The sequence below is a fragment of the Arsenicicoccus dermatophilus genome (assembly GCF_046267915.1).
In the GTDB taxonomy this organism is placed as follows: Bacteria; Actinomycetota; Actinomycetes; order Actinomycetales; family Dermatophilaceae; genus Arsenicicoccus; species Arsenicicoccus dermatophilus_A.
In genome coordinates, this window is sequence record NZ_CP176520.1 from 1,846,684 (window position 1) to 1,864,357 (window position 17,674).

Here is a 17,674-nt window from a genome sequence, read left to right on the forward strand (position 1 = left end):
GTGGGCGTGCCCGCCCCCGTCATCCGCCCCCTGGCCCTGCCGGACGTCCCGGCGCTGACCCACCTCGCCGTCGCCAACCGGGACTACCTGCGCCCCTGGGAGCCGCGGCGGCCCGAGCGCTTCTGGACCGAGGCCGGGCAGCGCGAGCTGGTGGCGAACGCTCTCGCGGAGCAGGAGGGCGGCCGGATGGCGCCCTACGTGATCCTCGACGACCAGGGCGAGCTCGCGGGGCGGATCAACCTCAACACCATCGTCCGCGGCGCCGCCCAGCACGCGAGCGTGGGCTACTGGGTCGCCGAGGACCGCACGGGCCGTGGCCTGGCCAGCCGCGCCGTGGGGGCGATCTGCGTGCAGGCCTGGGAGGTATGGCGCCTGCACCGCCTGGAGGCCGGGACGCTGCCCCACAACCTCGCGTCGCAGCGGGTGCTTCACCGCAACGGCTTCCGCCACTACGGGCGCGCCACGAAGTACCTGCACATCGACGGCCGTTATCAGGACCACGAGCTCTTCGAGCTGCTCGCGCCCGACCTACGCTGACGCACCCTGCGTCGGCACGCGCCCCACCCCGGTTCTATTCTTTGCGCATGCACGCAAGTCTGCACGAGCCGGTCTGGTCCGACGACGTGGTCTCGCTGGCCGTCGAGGTGCTGCGGGTCCTCGCCGATCCCACCCGGCTGCAGCTGGCCGGTCTCCTGCTCGACGAGGAGCGCTCGGTCTCCGAGCTCGCCGCCCTCACCGGCCGCCCGGTCCCCGGCGTCTCCCAGCACCTGGCCCGGATGCGGATGGCCCGGCTCGTGACCACCCGCAGGCGGGGCTCCTCGGTGCTCTATCGCGTCGAGAACGGCCACGTCCGCCAGCTCGTCGTGGACACCATCGGCCACGTGGAGCACCTGCTGGACGACGTCCCCGCCCACTACCGGCGCCAGGAGAGCTGATGAGCCGCGGCCACCACCCCCACGACGGGCACCCCCACCTCACCCCCGGTGACACCGGGCACGGGGGCCCAGACCACGAGGGTCACCACCACCCTCACGACCATCACCACGATCACCACCATCCCCACGGGGGCGGCCTCGCGGCCCGGCTCCGGCATGCCCTCTCCGACCTCGTCGGCGCCCACTCCCACGATCCCGCCGACCAGGTGGACGACGCCCTCGAGGCCGACGCCCGGGGACGACGTGCCCTGTGGATCAGCCTCGCGGGGCTGGCGGTCACCGCGGTGCTGCAGGGCGTGGTGGTGGCGCTCACCGGATCGGTGGCGCTGCTGGGCGACACCCTGCACAACGTGGCGGACACCGCGACGGCGGTCCCGCTGCTCTTCGCCTTCTGGCTGGGTCGGCGGCCTGCGGACGACCGTTACCCCTACGGCTACGGGCGGGCCGAGGACCTGGCCGGGGTCTTCGTGGTCGTGATGATCGCCCTGTCGAGCCTGCTGGCCGGGTGGGAGGCCGTGGACCGGTTGCTGCACCCGCGCGAGATCACCGGGCTGTGGGCTGTCGCGGGCGCCGGGGTCGTGGGTTTCCTCGGCAACGAGCTGGTGGCACGCTATCGCCTCCGCGTGGGCCGGCAGATCGGCTCGGCCGCCCTGGTGGCGGACGGGCTGCACGCCCGCACCGACGGGTTCACCTCGCTGGCCGTGGTTCTCGGGGCGGCCGGCGTCGCCCTCGGCCTGCCCTGGGCCGACCCGGCGATCGGTCTGCTCATCGCCGTCGCCATCGTCGGCGTGCTCCGACAGGCCGTCGTGCAGGTCGGCCGCCGGCTCATGGACGCCGTGGACCCGCGGCTCGTGCACCTCGCGCGCCAGTCCGCCGCCACCACCCCGGGTGTCCTGGAGGTCACGCGCGTCCAGCTGCGCTGGATCGGGCACACCCTGCACGCGACCGCCCGGGTCAAGGTCGATCCCGACCTGTCGTTCGCCGACGCGCACGAGGTCGCCCACGTAGTCCAGACCCGGATGCGTGCGGCTCTCCCCCGCCTCGGCGACGCCGTGGTGCACCCCAGCCCGGCCGACTCCCCACACGAGGACGCGACCGCCGCGTCCGACGCCACCAGGGCGGGCGCCACCACGCCGGTCGCCTCCCTCGGCCGTGGCGCCCCCACCTGAGACTAGGCTCGGCGCGTGCCCTCCAGCTCTCGTCCGCTGCGCGTCGCCCTGGCCACCCTGGTCACCGGCGCGGCCCTGCTGAGCGCGTGCGCGGCGCCGGTGACCGACGCCGACAAGCGCAACGGCAAGACGCTGGTGACCTACACCGGCGAGGTCCGGGACTGCCCCACCACGCGGGTCACCGGACTGGTGACGCAGAACCCGCGCGGCTGCTTCGAGCTGGACGGCTCACCCCTCGTCCTCCCCACCGGCACGACCTGGGCGGACGACGGGACCACCGTGCGGCTGCCCGGGGGCGCCCAGCTCCGCTCCGGTGCCGTTGTCTCCGGGCAGGTCTGCTCCGAGGCCCCCCTGCCCGAGTGGGCGGGGTTCGACTGCGGGGTGGGCACGTCCGACCCCACCAAGGGTCTCGTGGGGCCGGTCGACGTCCAGCAGTGACCTCAGGCCTGGCCCCGGTGGGTCGTCGTCGCCCACCAGCCGGGCACCGGGGGTCGCCACAGGCGGCAGGGCTGGGTGGAGCCCTTCCTGACACCCAGGCACTGCGGGGCGCCATCGACGAGCCCGTCCCAGGCGACCGAGAGCAGCCGCGGCTCGATCTCGTAGCCGCGCAGGTGGATCTCGCAGTCGCAGCTCGCGCCTCGGGCCGCCATCCGCCCCTCGACCCGACAGGCGCGGGGCGCGCACTGCCCGCGCCAGGTCTGCACCCACCGCCAGGACCCGTCGCACCCGAACCGCTCCACCATGCGGCCCGTGTAGCAGACCACGCACTCCCCCGGCCGGGCGCCCATCAGCTCCCGGACCGCATCCTGCTCGACCGTCGACCCGCTCATCGGTCACCACCTCCTGGCCGTCAGTCTGACGCGCCGCGGCAGGCGGCAGACCGGGCGGCGAGGTGACCTGTGGACGGCTCCCCGGAGCCGCGACACCTGTGGACAACCGGCCGGTCAGGCCATCTCGTTGCCGATCGGCGAGCCCACCTCGACCGTGCGGCCCACCGTGCACAGCCGGTCGTGCGACATCCGGATGGTGTCGTCCAGGACCGCCCGCGCCTGGTCCCCCTCGGGGCCCTCGGGATAGGCCACGTCCCAGGCCACGGTCAGCCCGGTCATCTGCCCGGCCCCGTCGACCGTGACCTTGTCCCCGCTCACCGTGACCCGCAGGTGAGTGGGCTCCGCCCGCCGGGAGGTGATGTGGTCGACGTCGATCATGGTGCACCCGCCGATCGCCGCGAGCAGCAGCTCCACCGGCGTGAAGTCGGCGTCCGCGCCGCTGCCCACCCGCAGGGAGCCACCCCGCACGTTGGTCGCGGTGTAGGACCCGAGCGAGGTCCGCTCCAGGTCGACGGTGCGGCGAGTGTCAGGGCTTCCTGGAGTCGTCATACGGCCTAGCCTGCCACCGTGACCCAGCCCAGCGCACCCGACGCCCCGCCCGGCCGCCCTGTCCCCGAGGGCCGTCTCGTCCTGATGCGCCACGGCGAGACCGAGTGGTCCAAGGCGATGAAGCACACCGGCCTGAGCGACATCCCGCTCACGGCCGCCGGCGAGGAGGCGGCCCGGCGCTCGGCCGTGCTGCTCGAGGAGTTCGACCTCGCGCTGGCCCTGACCTCGCCGCTGGAGCGCGCCCGCCGCACCGCCGAGCTCGTCGGCCTCACCGGCACCGAGATCGACCCGGACCTGGTCGAGTGGGACTACGGCGGCTACGAGGGCCGGACGACCGCCGAGATCCGCGAGGAGCTGGGCCACGACTGGACCGTGTGGCAGGACGGCGTCGTGCCCGGCGACACCCCCGGCGAGTCCATCGAGCAGGTCGCGGCCCGGGTGCGGACCGTCATCGACCGGGTCATGCCGCTGCTCGTCGACGGCAAGGACGTCGCGCTCGTCGGCCACGGCCACACCACGCGGATCCTCACCAGCGTGTGGCTGCGGACCGAGCCCCGCTTCGGTGCCCAGCTCGAGCTCGACGCGGGCTCGATCAGCGTGCTCGGCTACGAGCGGCGGTCCCCGTCGATCCAGCGGTGGAACCAGCCCGCCCCGCGCTGACCGGGTGACCCCGCCAGGTCCTGGCGGTATGTCGGAGACCCCTTCCGGCATACCGCCGCTCAGCGAGGCAGGGACCAGGTGTGGACCGGCTCGCCCTCGTGCATCTGCTCGATGTAGCGCTGCAGCATCCGCCGCAAGGCCTCGTCACGGTTGGCCCCCCGCTCCTCGAGCCGCTCGACGCACGCGATCTGCCAGGAGGCGCCGTTGCGCTCGGCCTTGCACCGGTCCTCGATGATCCCGAGGTAACGGTCGCGCGCCTTGGTGGACACGCCCCAGGCCTCCAGGCCGGCGTCGGCCATCGGCAGCAGCTGTCGCAGGACCAGCTCGTCGACGGGCACGTCGCCCCGGCCGGGCCAGTACAGGTGCGCGTTGAAGCCGCGCCGGGCCCCGGCGAAGAAGTTCTCCTTGGCGGCCGCGAAGCTCATCTTGGACCACAGCGGTCGCTCCTGCCGCACCAGCGCGTTGACCAGGCCGTAGTAGAGCGCCGCGTTGGCGACCGTGTCGGCGACGGTCGGCCCGGCGGGCAGCACGCGGTTCTCGACCCGCAGGTGGGGCTTGCCGGCGACGGTGTCGTAGATCGGCCGGTTCCAGCGGTAGACCGTGCCGTTGTGCAGCGTGAGCTCGGACATCACCGGGGCCGCGCCGGACTCCAGGACCTGCACCGGGTCCTCGTCGCTCATCTCCGGCAGCAGCGCCGGGAAGTAGCGCACGTTCTCCTCGAACAGGTCGAAGATGCTCGTCACCCACCGCTCCCCGAACCACACCCGGGGCCGCACGCCCTGGTTGCGCAGCTCGATCGGCCGGGTGTCGGTGGCCTGGTGGAAGAGCTGGATCCGGGTCTCCGCCCACAGCTGACGGCCGAAGAGGTAGGGCGAGTTGGCACCCACCGCCAGCTGCACCCCCGCGATCGCCTGGGCGGCGTTCCAGGTGTCGGCAAAGTCGACGGGCGCCACCTGCAGGTGACACTGCACCGAGGTGCACGCGGACTCCGCGGCGATGGTGTCGACGAAGGTCGTCAGCCGCTCCCCCGAGCGCCCCTCCATGTCCAGCAGCAGGTCCTCGCCACGCGCCTCCATGATCGCCTCGTCCAGCGCCAGGTAGCGCGGGCTCGGGGTGATCGCGTCGCGGGTGAGCTCCTCGGGCATCAGGGTGGGCAGGATCCCGACGGTCACGATCTCCACGTCGCCGGTGCGCGAGCGGGCGGCGTCCAGGTGCTCGCGCAGGTGGGCCTCCAGGTCGAGCCCGCGGTCACCGGCCAGCGGCTCCGGATCGACGTTGAGCTCGATGTTGTAGCGCGCCAGCTCGGTCTGGAAGATCGGGTCGTCGATCTGGGTCAGGACGAGCTCGTTGGTCATGCTCGCCCGCAGGTCCGGGCCGACGAGGTTGAGCTCGATCTCCAGGCCCGCCTGCGGCTCGCTAGTCTCGAAGTCCTTCAGCCGCAGCATGCGTTCGAGGACGTCGACGCACTGCTGCACCTTCTCGCGATAGCGCTGACGGTGCTCCCGGGCGTTGATGCCGGCGGTGATCTCCTGACCCATGCCGGTCAGGGGACCACACGCTCACGGTTACCGGCGCGTCATGCCCGCATGACAGACGCGCCGGGTCCGCGCGCCGGGTCTGTCGGTGCTCCCTCCTACCGTGGGGACCATGCGGATGCTGCACACCTCCGACTGGCACCTGGGCCGCTCCTTCCACCAGGTGGGCCTGCTCCCCGCCCAGGAGCTCTACCTCGACCACCTCGTGGACGTGGTGCGCTCCGAGGGCGTCGACGTCGTGGCCGTCGCCGGTGACGTCTACGACCGGGCGCTGCCCGCCCCGCAGACCGTGGCGCTGCTGTCCGACGCGCTGGCCCGGATCACCGACGCCGGCGCCCAGGTGGTCCTCGCCAGCGGCAACCACGACTCGGCCGTGCGGCTGGGCTTCGGCGGGCGGCTGCTGGAGCGGGCCGGCGTGCACCTGCGGACCACCGTGGCCGACCTGCACCGCCCGATCGAGGTGGGCGGCACCAGGATCTACGCGCTGCCCTATCTCGAGCCCTCCGTCGTCGCCGCCGAGCTGCAGGGCGACGGCCCGCCGGTCGAGCGCACCCACCACGGGGTGCTGTCGTCGGCGCTCGCGCGGGTGGCCCGTGATGCCGAGCGGCACCCCGGGCCGGTGGTGGTGCTCTCGCACGCCTTCGTCACCGGCGGCGAGAGCAGCGACAGCGAGCGCGACATCGCCGTCGGCGGCGTGGGGGACGTGCCCATGGCTCTGTATGCCGAGGCGGACTACGTCGGGCTGGGCCACCTGCACGGCCGCCAGGCCCTCGCCGACCACGTGAGGTACTCCGGATCGCCGGTGGCCATGAGCTTCTCGGAGGCGCGGCACACCAAGTCCAGCTGGCTGGTCGACCTGGGAGACGCCCGGGGCGGCCAGGTCCGGGTCGAGGCGGTGGAGGCGCCCGTGCACACCCCGTTGGCTGTCCTGCGTGGCACCCTCGAGCAGCTCCTCGCCGATCCTGCTCACCGCGACGCGGAGCGGGCCTACTGCCAGGTGACCCTCACCGACCCGGTGCGGCCCCTGGACGCCATCGACAAGGTGCGGGCCCGCTTCCCCCGCACGCTGTCCCTGCAGTTCGAGCCTGCGGGCGCCGAGCCGCGGGAGCGCCAGAGCTATGCCGCCCGGGTGCGGGTCGCCGACGACCGGGAGCTCGTGGCCGGCTTCCTGGAGCACGTGCGGGCCGGGGCCGCACCCTCCGCCGAGGAGCAGGCGGTGGTCCGCGAGGCCCTGGAGGCGGTGCGCGTCGCGACCAGCGGCGAGGGCGCGCGATGAGGCTCCACCACCTGCGGGCCACGGCCTTCGGTCCCTTCGCCGGCACCGTCGAGGTCGACCTGGACGCGCTCGGGCAGAGCGGGCTGTTCCTGATCAACGGGCCCACGGGGGCGGGCAAGACCTCGCTGCTGGACGCGGTCTGCTTCGCCCTGTATGGCGACGTCCCCGGCGCCCGTCCCAAGGGCGCCCTGCGCTCGGACCACGCCGACCCCCAGGCCACGCCCCTCGTCGAGCTGGAGTGGTCCGCGGCGGGCCGGCGCTTCCGGATCGAGCGATCGCCGGAGTTCGAGCGTCCCAAGAAGCGCGGCTCGGGCACCACCCGGCAGCAGCACAAGGTGGTGCTGACCGAGCTGGTCGAGGGGGCCTGGGCCGACCGCGGATCGGGACGCGCCGACGAGGTGGGTGGCATCGTCCGCGAGGTGCTCGGCCTCGGCCTGGAGCAGTTCGCCACCGTGGTCCTGCTGCCGCAGGGCGACTTCGCGCGGTTCCTGCGGGCCAGCACCGACGACCGCGCGACGATCCTGCAGCGGTTGTTCGACACCGGGCGGTTCGAGGCGCTGCAGCGCTGGCTGGAGGCCCGCCGCCGGGATGCCGAGGCCGACGTCAAGCAGGCGCGGATCACCTTGTCCACCAACCTGACCCGTGTCAACGACGCGGCCGACGCGCTGCTGCAGGTGGCGCCCGCCGGCGCCGGTGACGTCCCGCTCGCCGCCGGCGGTGGGACCGATCCGGAACCGACCGACACCGATCCCGCTCGTTCCGGCGGGGTCGCAGGGGACGACGACGGCGCCGGCCACGTCGAGGCGGGCCAGGACGACGACGTCCACGGCGACGCGGGCCACGACGATCCGGACCGGACAGGCACGGCCGAGCTCGGCGCTCGGCCCGACACAGCTCACGGCCCGGGAACGGAGCCACCCGACCGTCCCGGCACCTCGACCCCCACGCTGCGGCTGCTCGACCCGGAGATGACCGACCCCGCGGCGCTGGAGGAGGGGCTCACCCGGCTGCAGCGGGACGCGGCCGCCCTCGCCGAGGTGCTCACGACGACGGCTGCGCAGACCGACCGCCGGCAGCAGGAGGCTGCCACGGCGGACGAGGCGGGGCGCCGGGCAGCTGCCGCCCGGGCCAAGGGGGCTCGCGCGGCGCAGACCCGCGCCGCGCTGGAGGCGCGGACCGACGAGGTGGCCCGGGACCGCGACCAGGTGACGCTGGCCGCCGCGGCCGCCGAGCTGCTGCCGCACGTGACCGCGGTCTCGCGACGAGAGCAGGACCTGGCCGTCGCCGGGTCTGCCCTGACTCAGGCCGTCACCGACCTCCCGCCCGGGCTGGCCGACCGACTGGGCGTCGCTGCCGCCCCGGACCATGAGGCGGCGATCCCGGATCCGGAGCGCGTGACGGCGGCCCGGCAGGAGCTCGACCGGGCCGCCGAGATCGCCACCCGCCTGGGCGCGCAAGTCACCCGCGCACGCGCGGCGGCCGAGGAGTCCGTCCGGAGCGTCGCTGCCGTCGCTGCCGCCCAGGCAGCGGTGCAGCAGGCGCAGGACTCCCTGACCGCGGCCGAGGACCAGGTGATCGCCCTGGGGGCCACCCTGACCGACCTGACCGACACGGCACGGTCCGAGCCGGTCCGGCGCGCCCGGGTCGACGCCCTGCAGGACGCCGCCGCGCGGATCGCCGCGCTGGCGTCCGATGACGTGCGGGTGGACCAGGCAGAGTCGCGCCTCACGGAGGTCACGCAGGAGCGCGAGACCGCCCAGCAGGCCCTGGTCGACCTGCACACCCGTCGCGCGGCCGGCCTCGCCGCCGAGCTCGCCCGCACCCTGCAGCCCGGGCAGCCCTGCCCGGTGTGCGGCTCGGCGGAGCACCCCGCGCCGGCGGTCGCCGAGGACGGCGACCTCGTCCCGCCCGAGCAGATCGAGGAGGCCGAGCGCAGGCTCGCGTCGCGGCGGACGGCAGAGACTGCCGCGGCCGCGGCTCTGGAGGCTGCTCGCGCCACCCGCCGGACGCGCGCCGAGGAGCTCGCCACCAGGCTGGCCGCGCTCGAGGTCTCCGACGCGGCCGACGTCGGCCGCCGGCTCGACGCCGCCCGCCGGGACCACGACGCCGCGCAGGCCGCAGCCACCGGCCTGGCGCAGGCCACCTCCGCCCTGCGGGCCCAGGAGGCTGCGGTCGCCTGCCACCAGGAGTCGGTCAGCCGGACCACGGCGGCCCTCGCCGCGGCCCGGTCAGGGGTGGACCTGCACCGCGGTCGGGCCGACAGCGAGCGGCTCGACGCCTGGCGGCTGCTCGACGAGCTGACCGAGATACCTGCGCTCGGGCTGGACGTCTCGCCCACCGGGCCGCGTGCCGAGCCCCCCACCGACGACCGGCTGCGCCCGGCCCTCACCGCCGTCGTGACGGCCCAGCGCGCCCTGGACCGGCTGGTCGAGCGCACCGCCGCCGCAGCCCGGGCCGACGCCGAGCTGGCCGAGGCGCGAGCGATCCTGCGGGAGCGGCTGACGGAGAGCGACTTCGCCGACGCCGATGCCGTGCGGGCAGCGGCACTGGCACCTGAGCGGCGACGTGAGCTGCAGGACGAGATCGCCCGTCATGACCGCGCGCTGCACGAGGCCACGCTCGTCCTGGACGACCCGGAGGTCGTCGAGGCGGCCCGGCTCCCGGAGCCCGACCTCGAGGCACAGTCCCGCACCCTCGCCGAGGCGCGGGCGGCTGCCCGGCGGGCGGCGGAGCAGGCCGGCGTTGCCCACCAGGCGGTCGCGGCCCTGGCCGGGCACAGCCGCGCGGTGCGCGCCACCCTCGCCGAGCTGGGCCCCAGGGTGCACCAGGCGGAGGTGATCCGCGAGGTCGCCGACACCGTGGCCGGCAGCGGGAGCAACAACGCCCGACGGATGAGCCTGCCCACCTATGTCCTTGCCGCCCGCCTGGAGGAGGTGGTGGTGCTCGCCAACGAGCGGCTCCGCCACATGACGGACGGGCGCTACGAGCTGCGGCACTCCGACGCGCTGGCCGCGCGGGGTGCGAAGAGCGGCCTCGGGCTGCAGGTCGTCGACGCCTGGAGCGGCAAGGCCCGGGACACCGCCACCCTCTCGGGCGGTGAGACCTTCATGGCCTCCCTGGCCCTGGCGCTCGGCCTCGGGGACGCCGTCCGGGCCGAGGCCGGCGGCATCGACCTGGACACGCTCTTCGTCGACGAGGGTTTCGGCACCCTGGACGAGACCGCCCTGGAGCAGGTCATGGAGGTGCTCGACGGGCTGCGCGAGGGCGGCCGCAGCGTCGGCATCATCAGCCACGTCGCCGAGCTCCGCCAACGCATCCCCGCCCAGGTACGGCTGGCGCGCGGGCAGCGCGGCTCCACCCTCCAGGTGGTGACGATGGCCGACGCCCTCTGAGCTCAGTCAGGCGCGCCACTCCGGCGCGAGGATTGCGTAGGACGCTCCGTCCACCCACCCGTGCCGTGGGTGCCAGGAGTCCAGGACGCCATGCTGCTCCCGGCGCATGCCGATCCCCTCCAGCAGGCGCGCGGAGGCCAGGTTGTCGGCGTACAGACCCGCGCGAACCCGTCGCACCCCGAGCTCACCGATGGCGAGATCAGCTGCGGCGCAAGCAATCTCACGACCCAGACCGATGCCCGTGACCGCCGGGTCGAGGCAGTAGCCGATCTCCGCCTCCGCCCCCTGCACCGGTCCGCCCGGCTGACCCGGGGCGTCCCCACGGATCACGAACCCGAGCCCGACCGCCCGGCCGTCCAGCCTGGCCACGAACCGGTGCTCTGCCGGCCCCTGGTCGAAGAGTCGTCTGCGCAGGACCGACTCGTCGGTCGTCGCCTCCAGCAGCCACTCCCCCACCTGCGGCAGGTTGCGCCAGGCGAGGATCTGCGCGACATCCCGCTCCCGGGCCGGGCCGAGCTCCAGCCGCTGCGTGCGCCACAACCCCAGACCGGCCACAGGTGTCGGCAACGGCCGCCGGGGCGGCACCCTGGCACTCGAGTCGCGCAGCTCCGGCAGACCGGTGACCTCACCACGCCACTCGGTGGCGAGCATCCCGTAGCCGTAGCCGTCGACCCACCCACGCTCCGCGTGCCAGCAGTCGGCAACCGTGTGCTCCTCGCGGCGCAGGCCGGCCTTCTCCAGCACCCGCGCCGACGGCAGGTTGTCCCGGTTGCAGTACGCCCGGACCCGGCGCAGCCCCAGCCGGTCGAACGCCGCCTCGACCAGCCCCGCGGCCAGCTCCGACGCGATGCCCCGACCCTGCCACCGCGGCTCGACCAGGTAGCCCAGCAGGGCCTCCACATCGCGGGGCGTCTGCGGATGCTGCCCGGCCCCGTCGATCTCCAGGAAGCCCATCGCCACCGGCTGCCCGTCGACCTCGACCACGCACGAGTGATCACGGTCGCTGCCCGCCACCGCCGCCCAGTCGCGACGGAACTCCTCCGGATCCACGTGGGTGCGCATCATCCAACGGTTCACGACCGGTTCGTTGCGCCACGTCAGGAGCTGCTCGACGTCCTCGGCGGTGGCATCGCGCAGCAGCAGGTCCCCGCGGCGCATCGGCCAGATCGTCGGCATGCAGGCAGTATGGCGATCGGTCCGGCCGCGCACCAGGGGATTTCACCGCCCGCGGCACTGACCGCGCCACCCTGGGCGACCTCGGAACGACGTCTGGGGCCGGCCACCTCACGGTGGCCGGCCCCAGACCCGCGGCCGTTCCTCCCTCGGATCCTCGCGCTGGTCGTCAGTCCTCGAACCCGACGGTCGGACCTCCTCGGCGCTGCGGGCCTCGGTCGTTCCTCCCTCGGATCCTCGCGCTGGTCGTCAGTCCTCGAAGGCCTCGGGGCTCGGGCAGGTGCAGATCAGGTTGCGGTCGCCGAAAGCACCGTCGATGCGACGCACCACCGGCCAGTACTTCGAGCGCGGGTCGACCCCGGCCGGGAAGGCCGCGGTCTTGCGGTCGAAGGAGTAGTTCCACTCCCCCACCAGCGACTCCGCGGTGTACGGCGCGTGACGCAGCACCGAGTCCTCCGGGCTGACCGCACCGGACGCGACATCGTCGATCTCCTTCCTGATCGCGATCATCGCGTCGCAGAAGCGGTCCAGCTCACCCTTGTCCTCGGACTCCGTCGGCTCGACCATGAGCGTCCCCGCGACCGGGAAGGACATGGTGGGCGCGTGGAAGCCGTAGTCGATGAGGCGCTTGGCCACGTCGTCCACGCTCACACCCGTGTCGTGGGTGATGCCGCGCAGGTCGAGGATGCACTCGTGCGCCACGAGCCCGTCCTGGCTGTAGAGCACCGGGTAGTGCTCGCCGAGGCGAGCGGCGATGTAGTTGGCGTTGAGCACCGCCGCGAGCGTGGCGCGACGCAGCCCCTCACCACCCATGAGCCGGATGTAGGCCCACGAGATCGGCAGGATCGAGGCGGAGCCGTACGGCGCGGACACCGACGGGCCGCTGGACGTCTCCGGGCCGGCCTCGGGGGCGAGCGGGTGGTTGGGCAGGTATGGCGCCAGGTGCGACCGCACACCGATCGGGCCGACGCCGGGGCCGCCGCCGCCGTGCGGGATGCAGAAGGTCTTGTGCAGGTTCAGGTGCGAGACGTCGGCCCCGAACTTGCCCGGACGGGCCACACCGACGAGCGCGTTCATGTTGGCGCCGTCGACGTACACCTGACCGCCGGCCTCGTGGACCAGCTCGCACAGCTCGACGATGGTGTCCTCGTAGACGCCGTGCGTCGACGGGTAGGTCACCATGATCCCGGCGAGCACCTCGCAGTGCTCCTTGACCTTGCCGCGCAGGTCCTCCATGTCGACCGAGCCCTCGGCGGTGGACTTCACCACGACCACCTTGAAGCCGGCCATCACCGCCGAGGCGGCGTTGGTCCCGTGGGCGCTGGAGGGGATCAGCACCACGTCACGCTGGTCCTGTCCGTTGGCCCGGTGGTACGAGCGGATCGCCATCAGGCCGGCGAGCTCACCGGTCGCGCCCGAGTTGGGCTGCACGGACACGGCGTCGTAGCCGGTGATCTCCACGAGCCACTGCTGCAGGTCGGCGACGATCTTGCGCGAGCCCTCGGACTGCGACGAGGGCACGAAGGGGTGCAGCGAGGCGAACTCCGGCCAGGTGATGGGCTCCATCTCCGTGGTGGCGTTGAGCTTCATGGTGCACGAGCCGAGCGGGATCATGCCGCGGTCCAGCGCGTAGTCGCGGTCGGACAGGCGGCGCAGGTAGCGCAGCATCGCCGTCTCGGAGCGGTAGGAGTTGAACACCGGGTGGGTGAGGTAGTCGCTGGTGCGCACCAGGTCCTGGGCCCAGCCGGCCTCGAAGTCGGCGGCCACCGTGCCGGAGAAGTGCGCCCCGAAGGCCTCGACGACGGCCTCGACCTGGTCGCGGTCGGTGGTCTCGTCGAAGGACACCTGGACGGTGTCGGCGTCGACCTGCCACAGGTTGATGCCCTTCGCCAGCGCCGCGGCGAGGACCTCGTCGGCCTTGCCGGGCACCGACACCGTGAGGGTGTCGAAGAAGGACTCGGTGCGGACGTCGACCGAGGCGGCGACGAGAGCCTTGCGGGCCGCGGCGGCGTGCCGGTGCACCCGCTCGGCGATGGCGCGCAGGCCGGCCGGGCCGTGCCAGACGGCATACATGCTCGCCATGACCGCGAGCAGCACCTGGGCGGTGCAGATGTTGGACGTGGCCTTCTCCCGGCGGATGTGCTGCTCGCGCGTCTGCAGGGCCAGGCGGTAGGCCGGGTCGCCCGCCTCGTCGACGGACACGCCGACCAGACGGCCGGGCATGGAGCGCTCGAGGCCCTTCTTGACCGACATGAAGCCGGCGTGCGGACCGCCGAAGCCCATCGGGACACCGAAGCGCTGGGAGTTGCCGACGGCGATGTCCGCCCCCCACTCGCCGGGCGGCGTCAGCAGGGTCAGCGCGAGCAGGTCGGTCGCGGCGGTGACCAGCCCCTTGCCGGCGTGGACCGCCTCGCACAGGGCTCGCCAGTCGCGCACCTCGCCGTCGGCGGCGGGGTACTGCACGACGACGCCGAAGACGGCCTTGTCACCCGCGGCGGCGGTGAGCTCGTCGGCCGTGGTCACGCCGGTGAGGTCGGTGCGGACGACCTCGATGCCGAGCGGCAGCGCCCGGGAGGCGATCACGGCGTAGGACTGGGGGAACACCTGCTGGTCCACCACCAGGACGGCGTCCTTGGGGGCCTTGGACGAGCGCCGCATCAGCGTCATGGCCTCGGCCGCGGCGGTGCCCTCGTCGAGCAGGGAGGAGTTGGCGACGTCCAGGCCGGTCAGGTCGTTGACCATGGTCTGGAAGTTGAGGAGGGCCTCCAGTCGGCCCTGCGAGATCTCCGGCTGGTACGGCGTGTACGCGGTGTACCAGCCCGGGTTCTCCAGCACGTTGCGCTTGACCACCGGCGGGGTGATCGTGCCGTAGTAGCCGAGTCCGATGAGCGAGGTCTTGACCTCGTTGCGGTCGGCGATGGCGCGCAGCTCGGCGATGACCGCCTGCTCGGTGGGCGCGGCCTCCAGCGCGAGCGACGGGCCGCCCAGGATGGCGGCGGGCGCGGTCCTGGCGATCAGCTCCTCGACGCTGGGCTGGCCGATGACCTCAAGCATCCGCGCGACGTCGTCCGCGCGCGGGCCGATGTGGCGGGAGACGAACTCCGGCACGGTGGTGGGGGTGTCAGCGCTCACGGCGAGCTCCTCGTGGCAGACGATGGTGAACGGCCGTCGACGCGACGGACCGCCCCCTCCAGTCGGCACAGGTGGGACCGCGCCTCCAAGATGCCTGCCCACGTGGTCCGGGTGCCTGAGAGGTTACGGGGATCTTGCCCCTTCGGCGTCCTGCCGACGGTCGGTCCCCCGCGGCGCTGCGACCGGGACGACCTCACGTCGCGGGAGCTCTCCCACGTGAGGTGATCAGCAGGCCAACCCTAGCAGGGGCCGCAGCCACCCGGTCCGGCCAGGGGCACGCCGGTCGGGGGTCGTGCCGATGCAGCCCGGATGCCGGTCCGAGGCGACGGTCACGGTGAGCGCGCCGTGCTCGTGGGCGCGGCTCAGCCGGCGTGGCGGGCGCGGCGGCGGGCGCCGAGCTCGTCGCCGGGGAAGGCCTTGACCGCGGCGGTCGCCCCGTCGACGTCCTCGTCCTCGTAGCGCTCCGAGGGCAGCGCCGCGAGCTCGCCCTCGATCTCGCGCCAGACCCGACCCACCGCGATCCCGAAGACGCCCTGCCCGCCCTGGACCAGGTCGATGACCTCGTCCGCCGAGGTGCACTCGTAGACCGAGGCGCCGTCGCTCATCAAGGTGATCTGCGCCAGGTCCTCCACGCCCCGTTCGCGCAGCGTGTCGATGGCGACCCGGATCTGCTGGAGGGAGACCCCGGTGTCGAGCAGCCGCTTGACCACCTTGAGCACGAGGATGTCGCGGAAGCCGTACAGTCGCTGGGTGCCGGAGCCCGTGGCGCCGCGCACGGAGGGCTCGACGAGACCGGTGCGGGCCCAGTAGTCGAGCTGCCGGTAGGTGATGCCTGCGGCCTTGCAGGCGGTGGGCCCGCGATACCCGACGTCGTCGGACAGGTCGGGCAGGTCGTCGTCGAAGAGCAGGCCCTGCGCAGGTCGGGTGCTCGGCAGCACCGGATCGACGAGCCTGTCGATGTGCTCCGGGCCCACGATCCCTCCCTCGCGCTCCGCGGCCCTGGAGCGGCACCGCGAGGATCGCGGGTCCGGGCCGAACGTCGTCTCGACGGTACGGCCCGGTCGGTGGGGCGTCAATCACCACGGCCCCCCTGCCGCAGGCGTGTCGCAGGCACTCTGACCAGCAGGTCCGCGTGGCAACCGGACACCATCGGACGGGGCCGGACAACTCGGACGCCCCGTCGATCCACCCGTTCGGGCGTCCTGGGGCGGCGGTGCACCGCCGGACGGGTCAGAGGGCCTCGCGCGGGCCCTGACCCTCCAAGCCCTCGAAGTCCTCCGCACTTACCTGGTCCAGGAACTCGCGGAAACGTTCCAGCTCGTCCTCGGCGCGGCCGGGTGCTCCCTCGCCGCCCTGGTCGTCGCTGTCCTCCTCCTCGGAGAGCAGCACGCCGGCGTCGGCGAGCAGCGCCTCGGTGGTCACCACCTCGGCGCCGGACCGCAGCGCCAGCGCGATCGCGTCGGAGGACCGGGCGTCGACCTCGGTGCCGTCGTCGAAGACCAGCGTCGCGTGGAAGTAGCTGTCCTGCAGAGAGGCGATCACCACCCGGCTCAAGGTGCGTCCCAGCGCCCCGATGGTGGTGACGAACAGGTCGTGGGTGAGGGGTCGGGGCGGCTCGACCCCCTGCTGGGCGTAGGCGATGGCACTGGCCTCGGCCGCGCCGATCCAGATCGGCAGGTATCGCCTGCCCCCGGTCTCCTTGAGCAGCACGATGGGCTTGTTGGTCGGCATCTCGACCCGGACCCCGAGCACCTCTAGCGGCTTCACCCGGCCACCGTACCGTCCGGACCTCGCCTCAGGGGGTCAAGCCGCCGCGCACCAGCGCGGCGTGCAGGGACAGGCAGGCACCGAGGATCTCCGCGGTGGGATCCTCCTGCGTCCCCCGTCGCGAGGCCGGTCCGCGGACCTGCTCGACGAGGGCGATCTCCCGGTCCGCGGCGGTGCGGAAGGATCTCAGGTGTCGCGCCTCGAGCCCGTAGGTCGCCAGGCGGCTCGCGGCGCGGGCGACGGCGAGGTCGTTCTCGTCGTACCGGCCGGCGGAGGTCGCGCGCACCAACCCGTAGCCGATCAGGTCCTCCAGCGTCGCCTGGGTGATGGCGGCCGCCCGGCACAGCTCGCGTGCGTTGAGCCGCAGACCGGCGCCGCCGGGGACGACCAGCACGTCGAGCCGGTCACCGCCCGCGGGGTCGGGCGCCGTGGTCAGGCCGTCCTCACCCGCCGCGCCCGACGTCTCCCCCCGGTCCATGGCCTCGAGCGCGTCCTTGATGACCTCCAACGGCCAGAAGCGGTCGCGCTGCGCCGCGAGGACGTAGCGCAACCGCTCCACGTCCTGTGACCGGAAGACGCGATAACCCGACGGCCGCCGCTCCGGGGCGACCAGCCCCTTGGACTCCAGGAATCGCACCTTGCTGATGGTCAGGTCCGGGAAGTCGTCCGCCAGCTCGGCGACGACAGCCCCGATGGTGAGCGTCCGTGCAGGCTGGGCGTCCGACCCCATCAGTGGGAGGACGGGGCGTAGAACACCAGGCGGAACTTGCCGATCTGCACCTCGTCGCCAGCCTGGAGACGGCCGGCGTCGCTGCGCTCGCGGTTGACGTAGGTGCCGTTGAGCGAGCCCGCGTCGCGCACCTCGAAGGTGTCACCCACGCGCACGAAGACTGCGTGCCGACGGGAGACGGTGACGTCGTCGAGGAAGATGTCGCTGTCGGGGTGGCGTCCGGCGCTCACCTCGTCGGCGTCGAGCAGGAAGCGGGCACCGGTGTTGGGGCCGCGCAGCACGACGAGCAGCGCCGTGCCGGGCCGGAGGGCGTCGACGGTCGCCTGGTCCTGCGTGGTGAGGCCGCGCTCGACGTCGGGCAGGACGTCGAGCGGCTCAGACCCGACCCTGTGGAACTGCTGGGTGGTCGGCCCCTCGAAGTGGCTCGGGTTGCTCATCAGGGAGTCCCTCCTAGGTCGACGGTGTCACCCGGGTCACCCACGAGGGTGAGGGCAGCCGCGGGTGACACCGTACGAGAATTGCGCCT

At 73.5% G+C, this 17,674-nt stretch carries 17 protein-coding genes and 1 riboswitch; of the genes, 7 read left to right on the forward strand and 10 right to left on the reverse strand.

All coding sequences use genetic code 11. The features are described from left to right. Positions 1-6 precede the first annotated feature (6 nt). Positions 7-537 (forward strand): GNAT family N-acetyltransferase, encoded by a 531-nt coding sequence (locus ACK2IS_RS08935; RefSeq protein WP_409482996.1) that lies wholly within the window; start codon positions 7-9, stop codon positions 535-537. A 47-nt stretch (positions 538-584) separates the two neighbouring features. After that, positions 585-935, forward strand: a complete 351-nt coding sequence (locus ACK2IS_RS08940; RefSeq protein ID WP_409482997.1) for an ArsR/SmtB family transcription factor — start codon at positions 585-587, stop codon at positions 933-935. Here ACK2IS_RS08940 and ACK2IS_RS08945 read toward each other — a convergent pair. Further along, the gene (locus ACK2IS_RS08945; protein WP_409482998.1) at positions 914-1,093 is read right to left on the reverse strand and encodes a hypothetical protein; all 180 of its coding nucleotides are present in this window, start codon (positions 1,091-1,093) and stop codon (positions 914-916) included. The genes ACK2IS_RS08940 and ACK2IS_RS08945 overlap by 22 nt on opposite strands. Positions 1,094-1,141: 48 nt before the next feature. Between ACK2IS_RS08945 and ACK2IS_RS08950 the strand changes: the two genes are divergently transcribed. Both ACK2IS_RS08950 and ACK2IS_RS08955 read left to right on the forward strand, forming a co-directional pair. Further along, on the forward strand, positions 1,142-2,104 hold the full coding sequence (locus tag ACK2IS_RS08950) for a cation diffusion facilitator family transporter (RefSeq protein ID WP_409482999.1): 963 nt from the start codon (positions 1,142-1,144) through the stop codon (positions 2,102-2,104). A gap of 15 nt (positions 2,105-2,119) precedes the next feature. Then, complete coding sequence (locus ACK2IS_RS08955; RefSeq protein WP_409483000.1) at positions 2,120-2,542, forward strand: hypothetical protein; 423 nt, start codon at positions 2,120-2,122, stop codon at positions 2,540-2,542. A 2-nt stretch (positions 2,543-2,544) separates the two neighbouring features. Here ACK2IS_RS08955 and ACK2IS_RS08960 read toward each other — a convergent pair whose 3' ends face one another. Together ACK2IS_RS08960 and ACK2IS_RS08965 are read right to left on the reverse strand one after the other, a co-directional pair. Beyond that, positions 2,545-2,934, reverse strand: coding sequence for a DUF2695 domain-containing protein (locus ACK2IS_RS08960; protein ID WP_409483001.1), 390 nt, complete (start codon positions 2,932-2,934; stop codon positions 2,545-2,547). Between the two features lie 114 nt (positions 2,935-3,048). Further along, positions 3,049-3,483 (reverse strand): OsmC family protein, encoded by a 435-nt coding sequence (locus ACK2IS_RS08965; protein ID WP_409483002.1) that lies wholly within the window; start codon positions 3,481-3,483, stop codon positions 3,049-3,051. A gap of 18 nt (positions 3,484-3,501) precedes the next feature. On the opposite strand from ACK2IS_RS08965, the gene ACK2IS_RS08970 reads away from it, so the two are divergent. Continuing rightward, positions 3,502-4,143 (forward strand): histidine phosphatase family protein, encoded by a 642-nt coding sequence (locus tag ACK2IS_RS08970; RefSeq protein ID WP_409483003.1) that lies wholly within the window; start codon positions 3,502-3,504, stop codon positions 4,141-4,143. A 59-nt stretch (positions 4,144-4,202) separates the two neighbouring features. Here the strand turns inward: ACK2IS_RS08970 and ACK2IS_RS08975 are convergent, their stop codons facing one another. Further along, the gene (locus ACK2IS_RS08975; RefSeq protein WP_409483004.1) at positions 4,203-5,681 is read right to left on the reverse strand and encodes a glutamate-cysteine ligase family protein; all 1,479 of its coding nucleotides are present in this window, start codon (positions 5,679-5,681) and stop codon (positions 4,203-4,205) included. A gap of 109 nt (positions 5,682-5,790) precedes the next feature. On the opposite strand from ACK2IS_RS08975, the gene ACK2IS_RS08980 reads away from it, so the two are divergent. Together ACK2IS_RS08980 and ACK2IS_RS08985 are read left to right on the forward strand one after the other, a co-directional pair. Then, a complete protein-coding gene (locus tag ACK2IS_RS08980; RefSeq protein WP_409483005.1) occupies positions 5,791-6,954 on the forward strand; it encodes an exonuclease SbcCD subunit D in 1,164 nt (387 codons plus the stop codon). Continuing rightward, entirely contained in the window at positions 6,951-10,346 is a 3,396-nt protein-coding gene (locus tag ACK2IS_RS08985) for an AAA family ATPase (protein ID WP_409483006.1), read from the forward strand. The genes ACK2IS_RS08980 and ACK2IS_RS08985 overlap by 4 nt, the downstream gene beginning before the upstream one ends. A gap of 6 nt (positions 10,347-10,352) precedes the next feature. Here ACK2IS_RS08985 and ACK2IS_RS08990 read toward each other — a convergent pair whose 3' ends face one another. From ACK2IS_RS08990 to ACK2IS_RS09015, 6 genes are all read right to left on the reverse strand, one after another. Beyond that, positions 10,353-11,522: a GNAT family N-acetyltransferase gene (locus ACK2IS_RS08990; RefSeq protein ID WP_409483007.1), complete on the reverse strand. Its 1,170-nt coding sequence runs from the start codon at positions 11,520-11,522 to the stop codon at positions 10,353-10,355. Between the two features lie 246 nt (positions 11,523-11,768). Further along, positions 11,769-14,651, reverse strand: a complete 2,883-nt coding sequence (gene gcvP / locus ACK2IS_RS08995; RefSeq protein ID WP_409483008.1) for an aminomethyl-transferring glycine dehydrogenase — start codon at positions 14,649-14,651, stop codon at positions 11,769-11,771. A gap of 93 nt (positions 14,652-14,744) precedes the next feature. Further along, positions 14,745-14,876, reverse strand: a riboswitch (glycine riboswitch). A gap of 137 nt (positions 14,877-15,013) precedes the next feature. Continuing rightward, on the reverse strand, positions 15,014-15,625 hold the full coding sequence (locus ACK2IS_RS09000) for a MerR family transcriptional regulator (protein WP_409483009.1): 612 nt from the start codon (positions 15,623-15,625) through the stop codon (positions 15,014-15,016). A 256-nt stretch (positions 15,626-15,881) separates the two neighbouring features. After that, positions 15,882-16,418: a bifunctional nuclease family protein gene (locus tag ACK2IS_RS09005; RefSeq protein ID WP_409483010.1), complete on the reverse strand. Its 537-nt coding sequence runs from the start codon at positions 16,416-16,418 to the stop codon at positions 15,882-15,884. A gap of 28 nt (positions 16,419-16,446) precedes the next feature. Continuing rightward, complete coding sequence (locus ACK2IS_RS09010; RefSeq protein ID WP_409483011.1) at positions 16,447-17,148, reverse strand: MerR family transcriptional regulator; 702 nt, start codon at positions 17,146-17,148, stop codon at positions 16,447-16,449. Further along, a complete protein-coding gene (locus ACK2IS_RS09015) occupies positions 17,148-17,585 on the reverse strand; it encodes an FHA domain-containing protein (RefSeq protein WP_409483012.1) in 438 nt (145 codons plus the stop codon). The genes ACK2IS_RS09010 and ACK2IS_RS09015 overlap by 1 nt, the downstream gene beginning before the upstream one ends. Between the last annotated feature and the right edge of the window lie 89 nt (positions 17,586-17,674).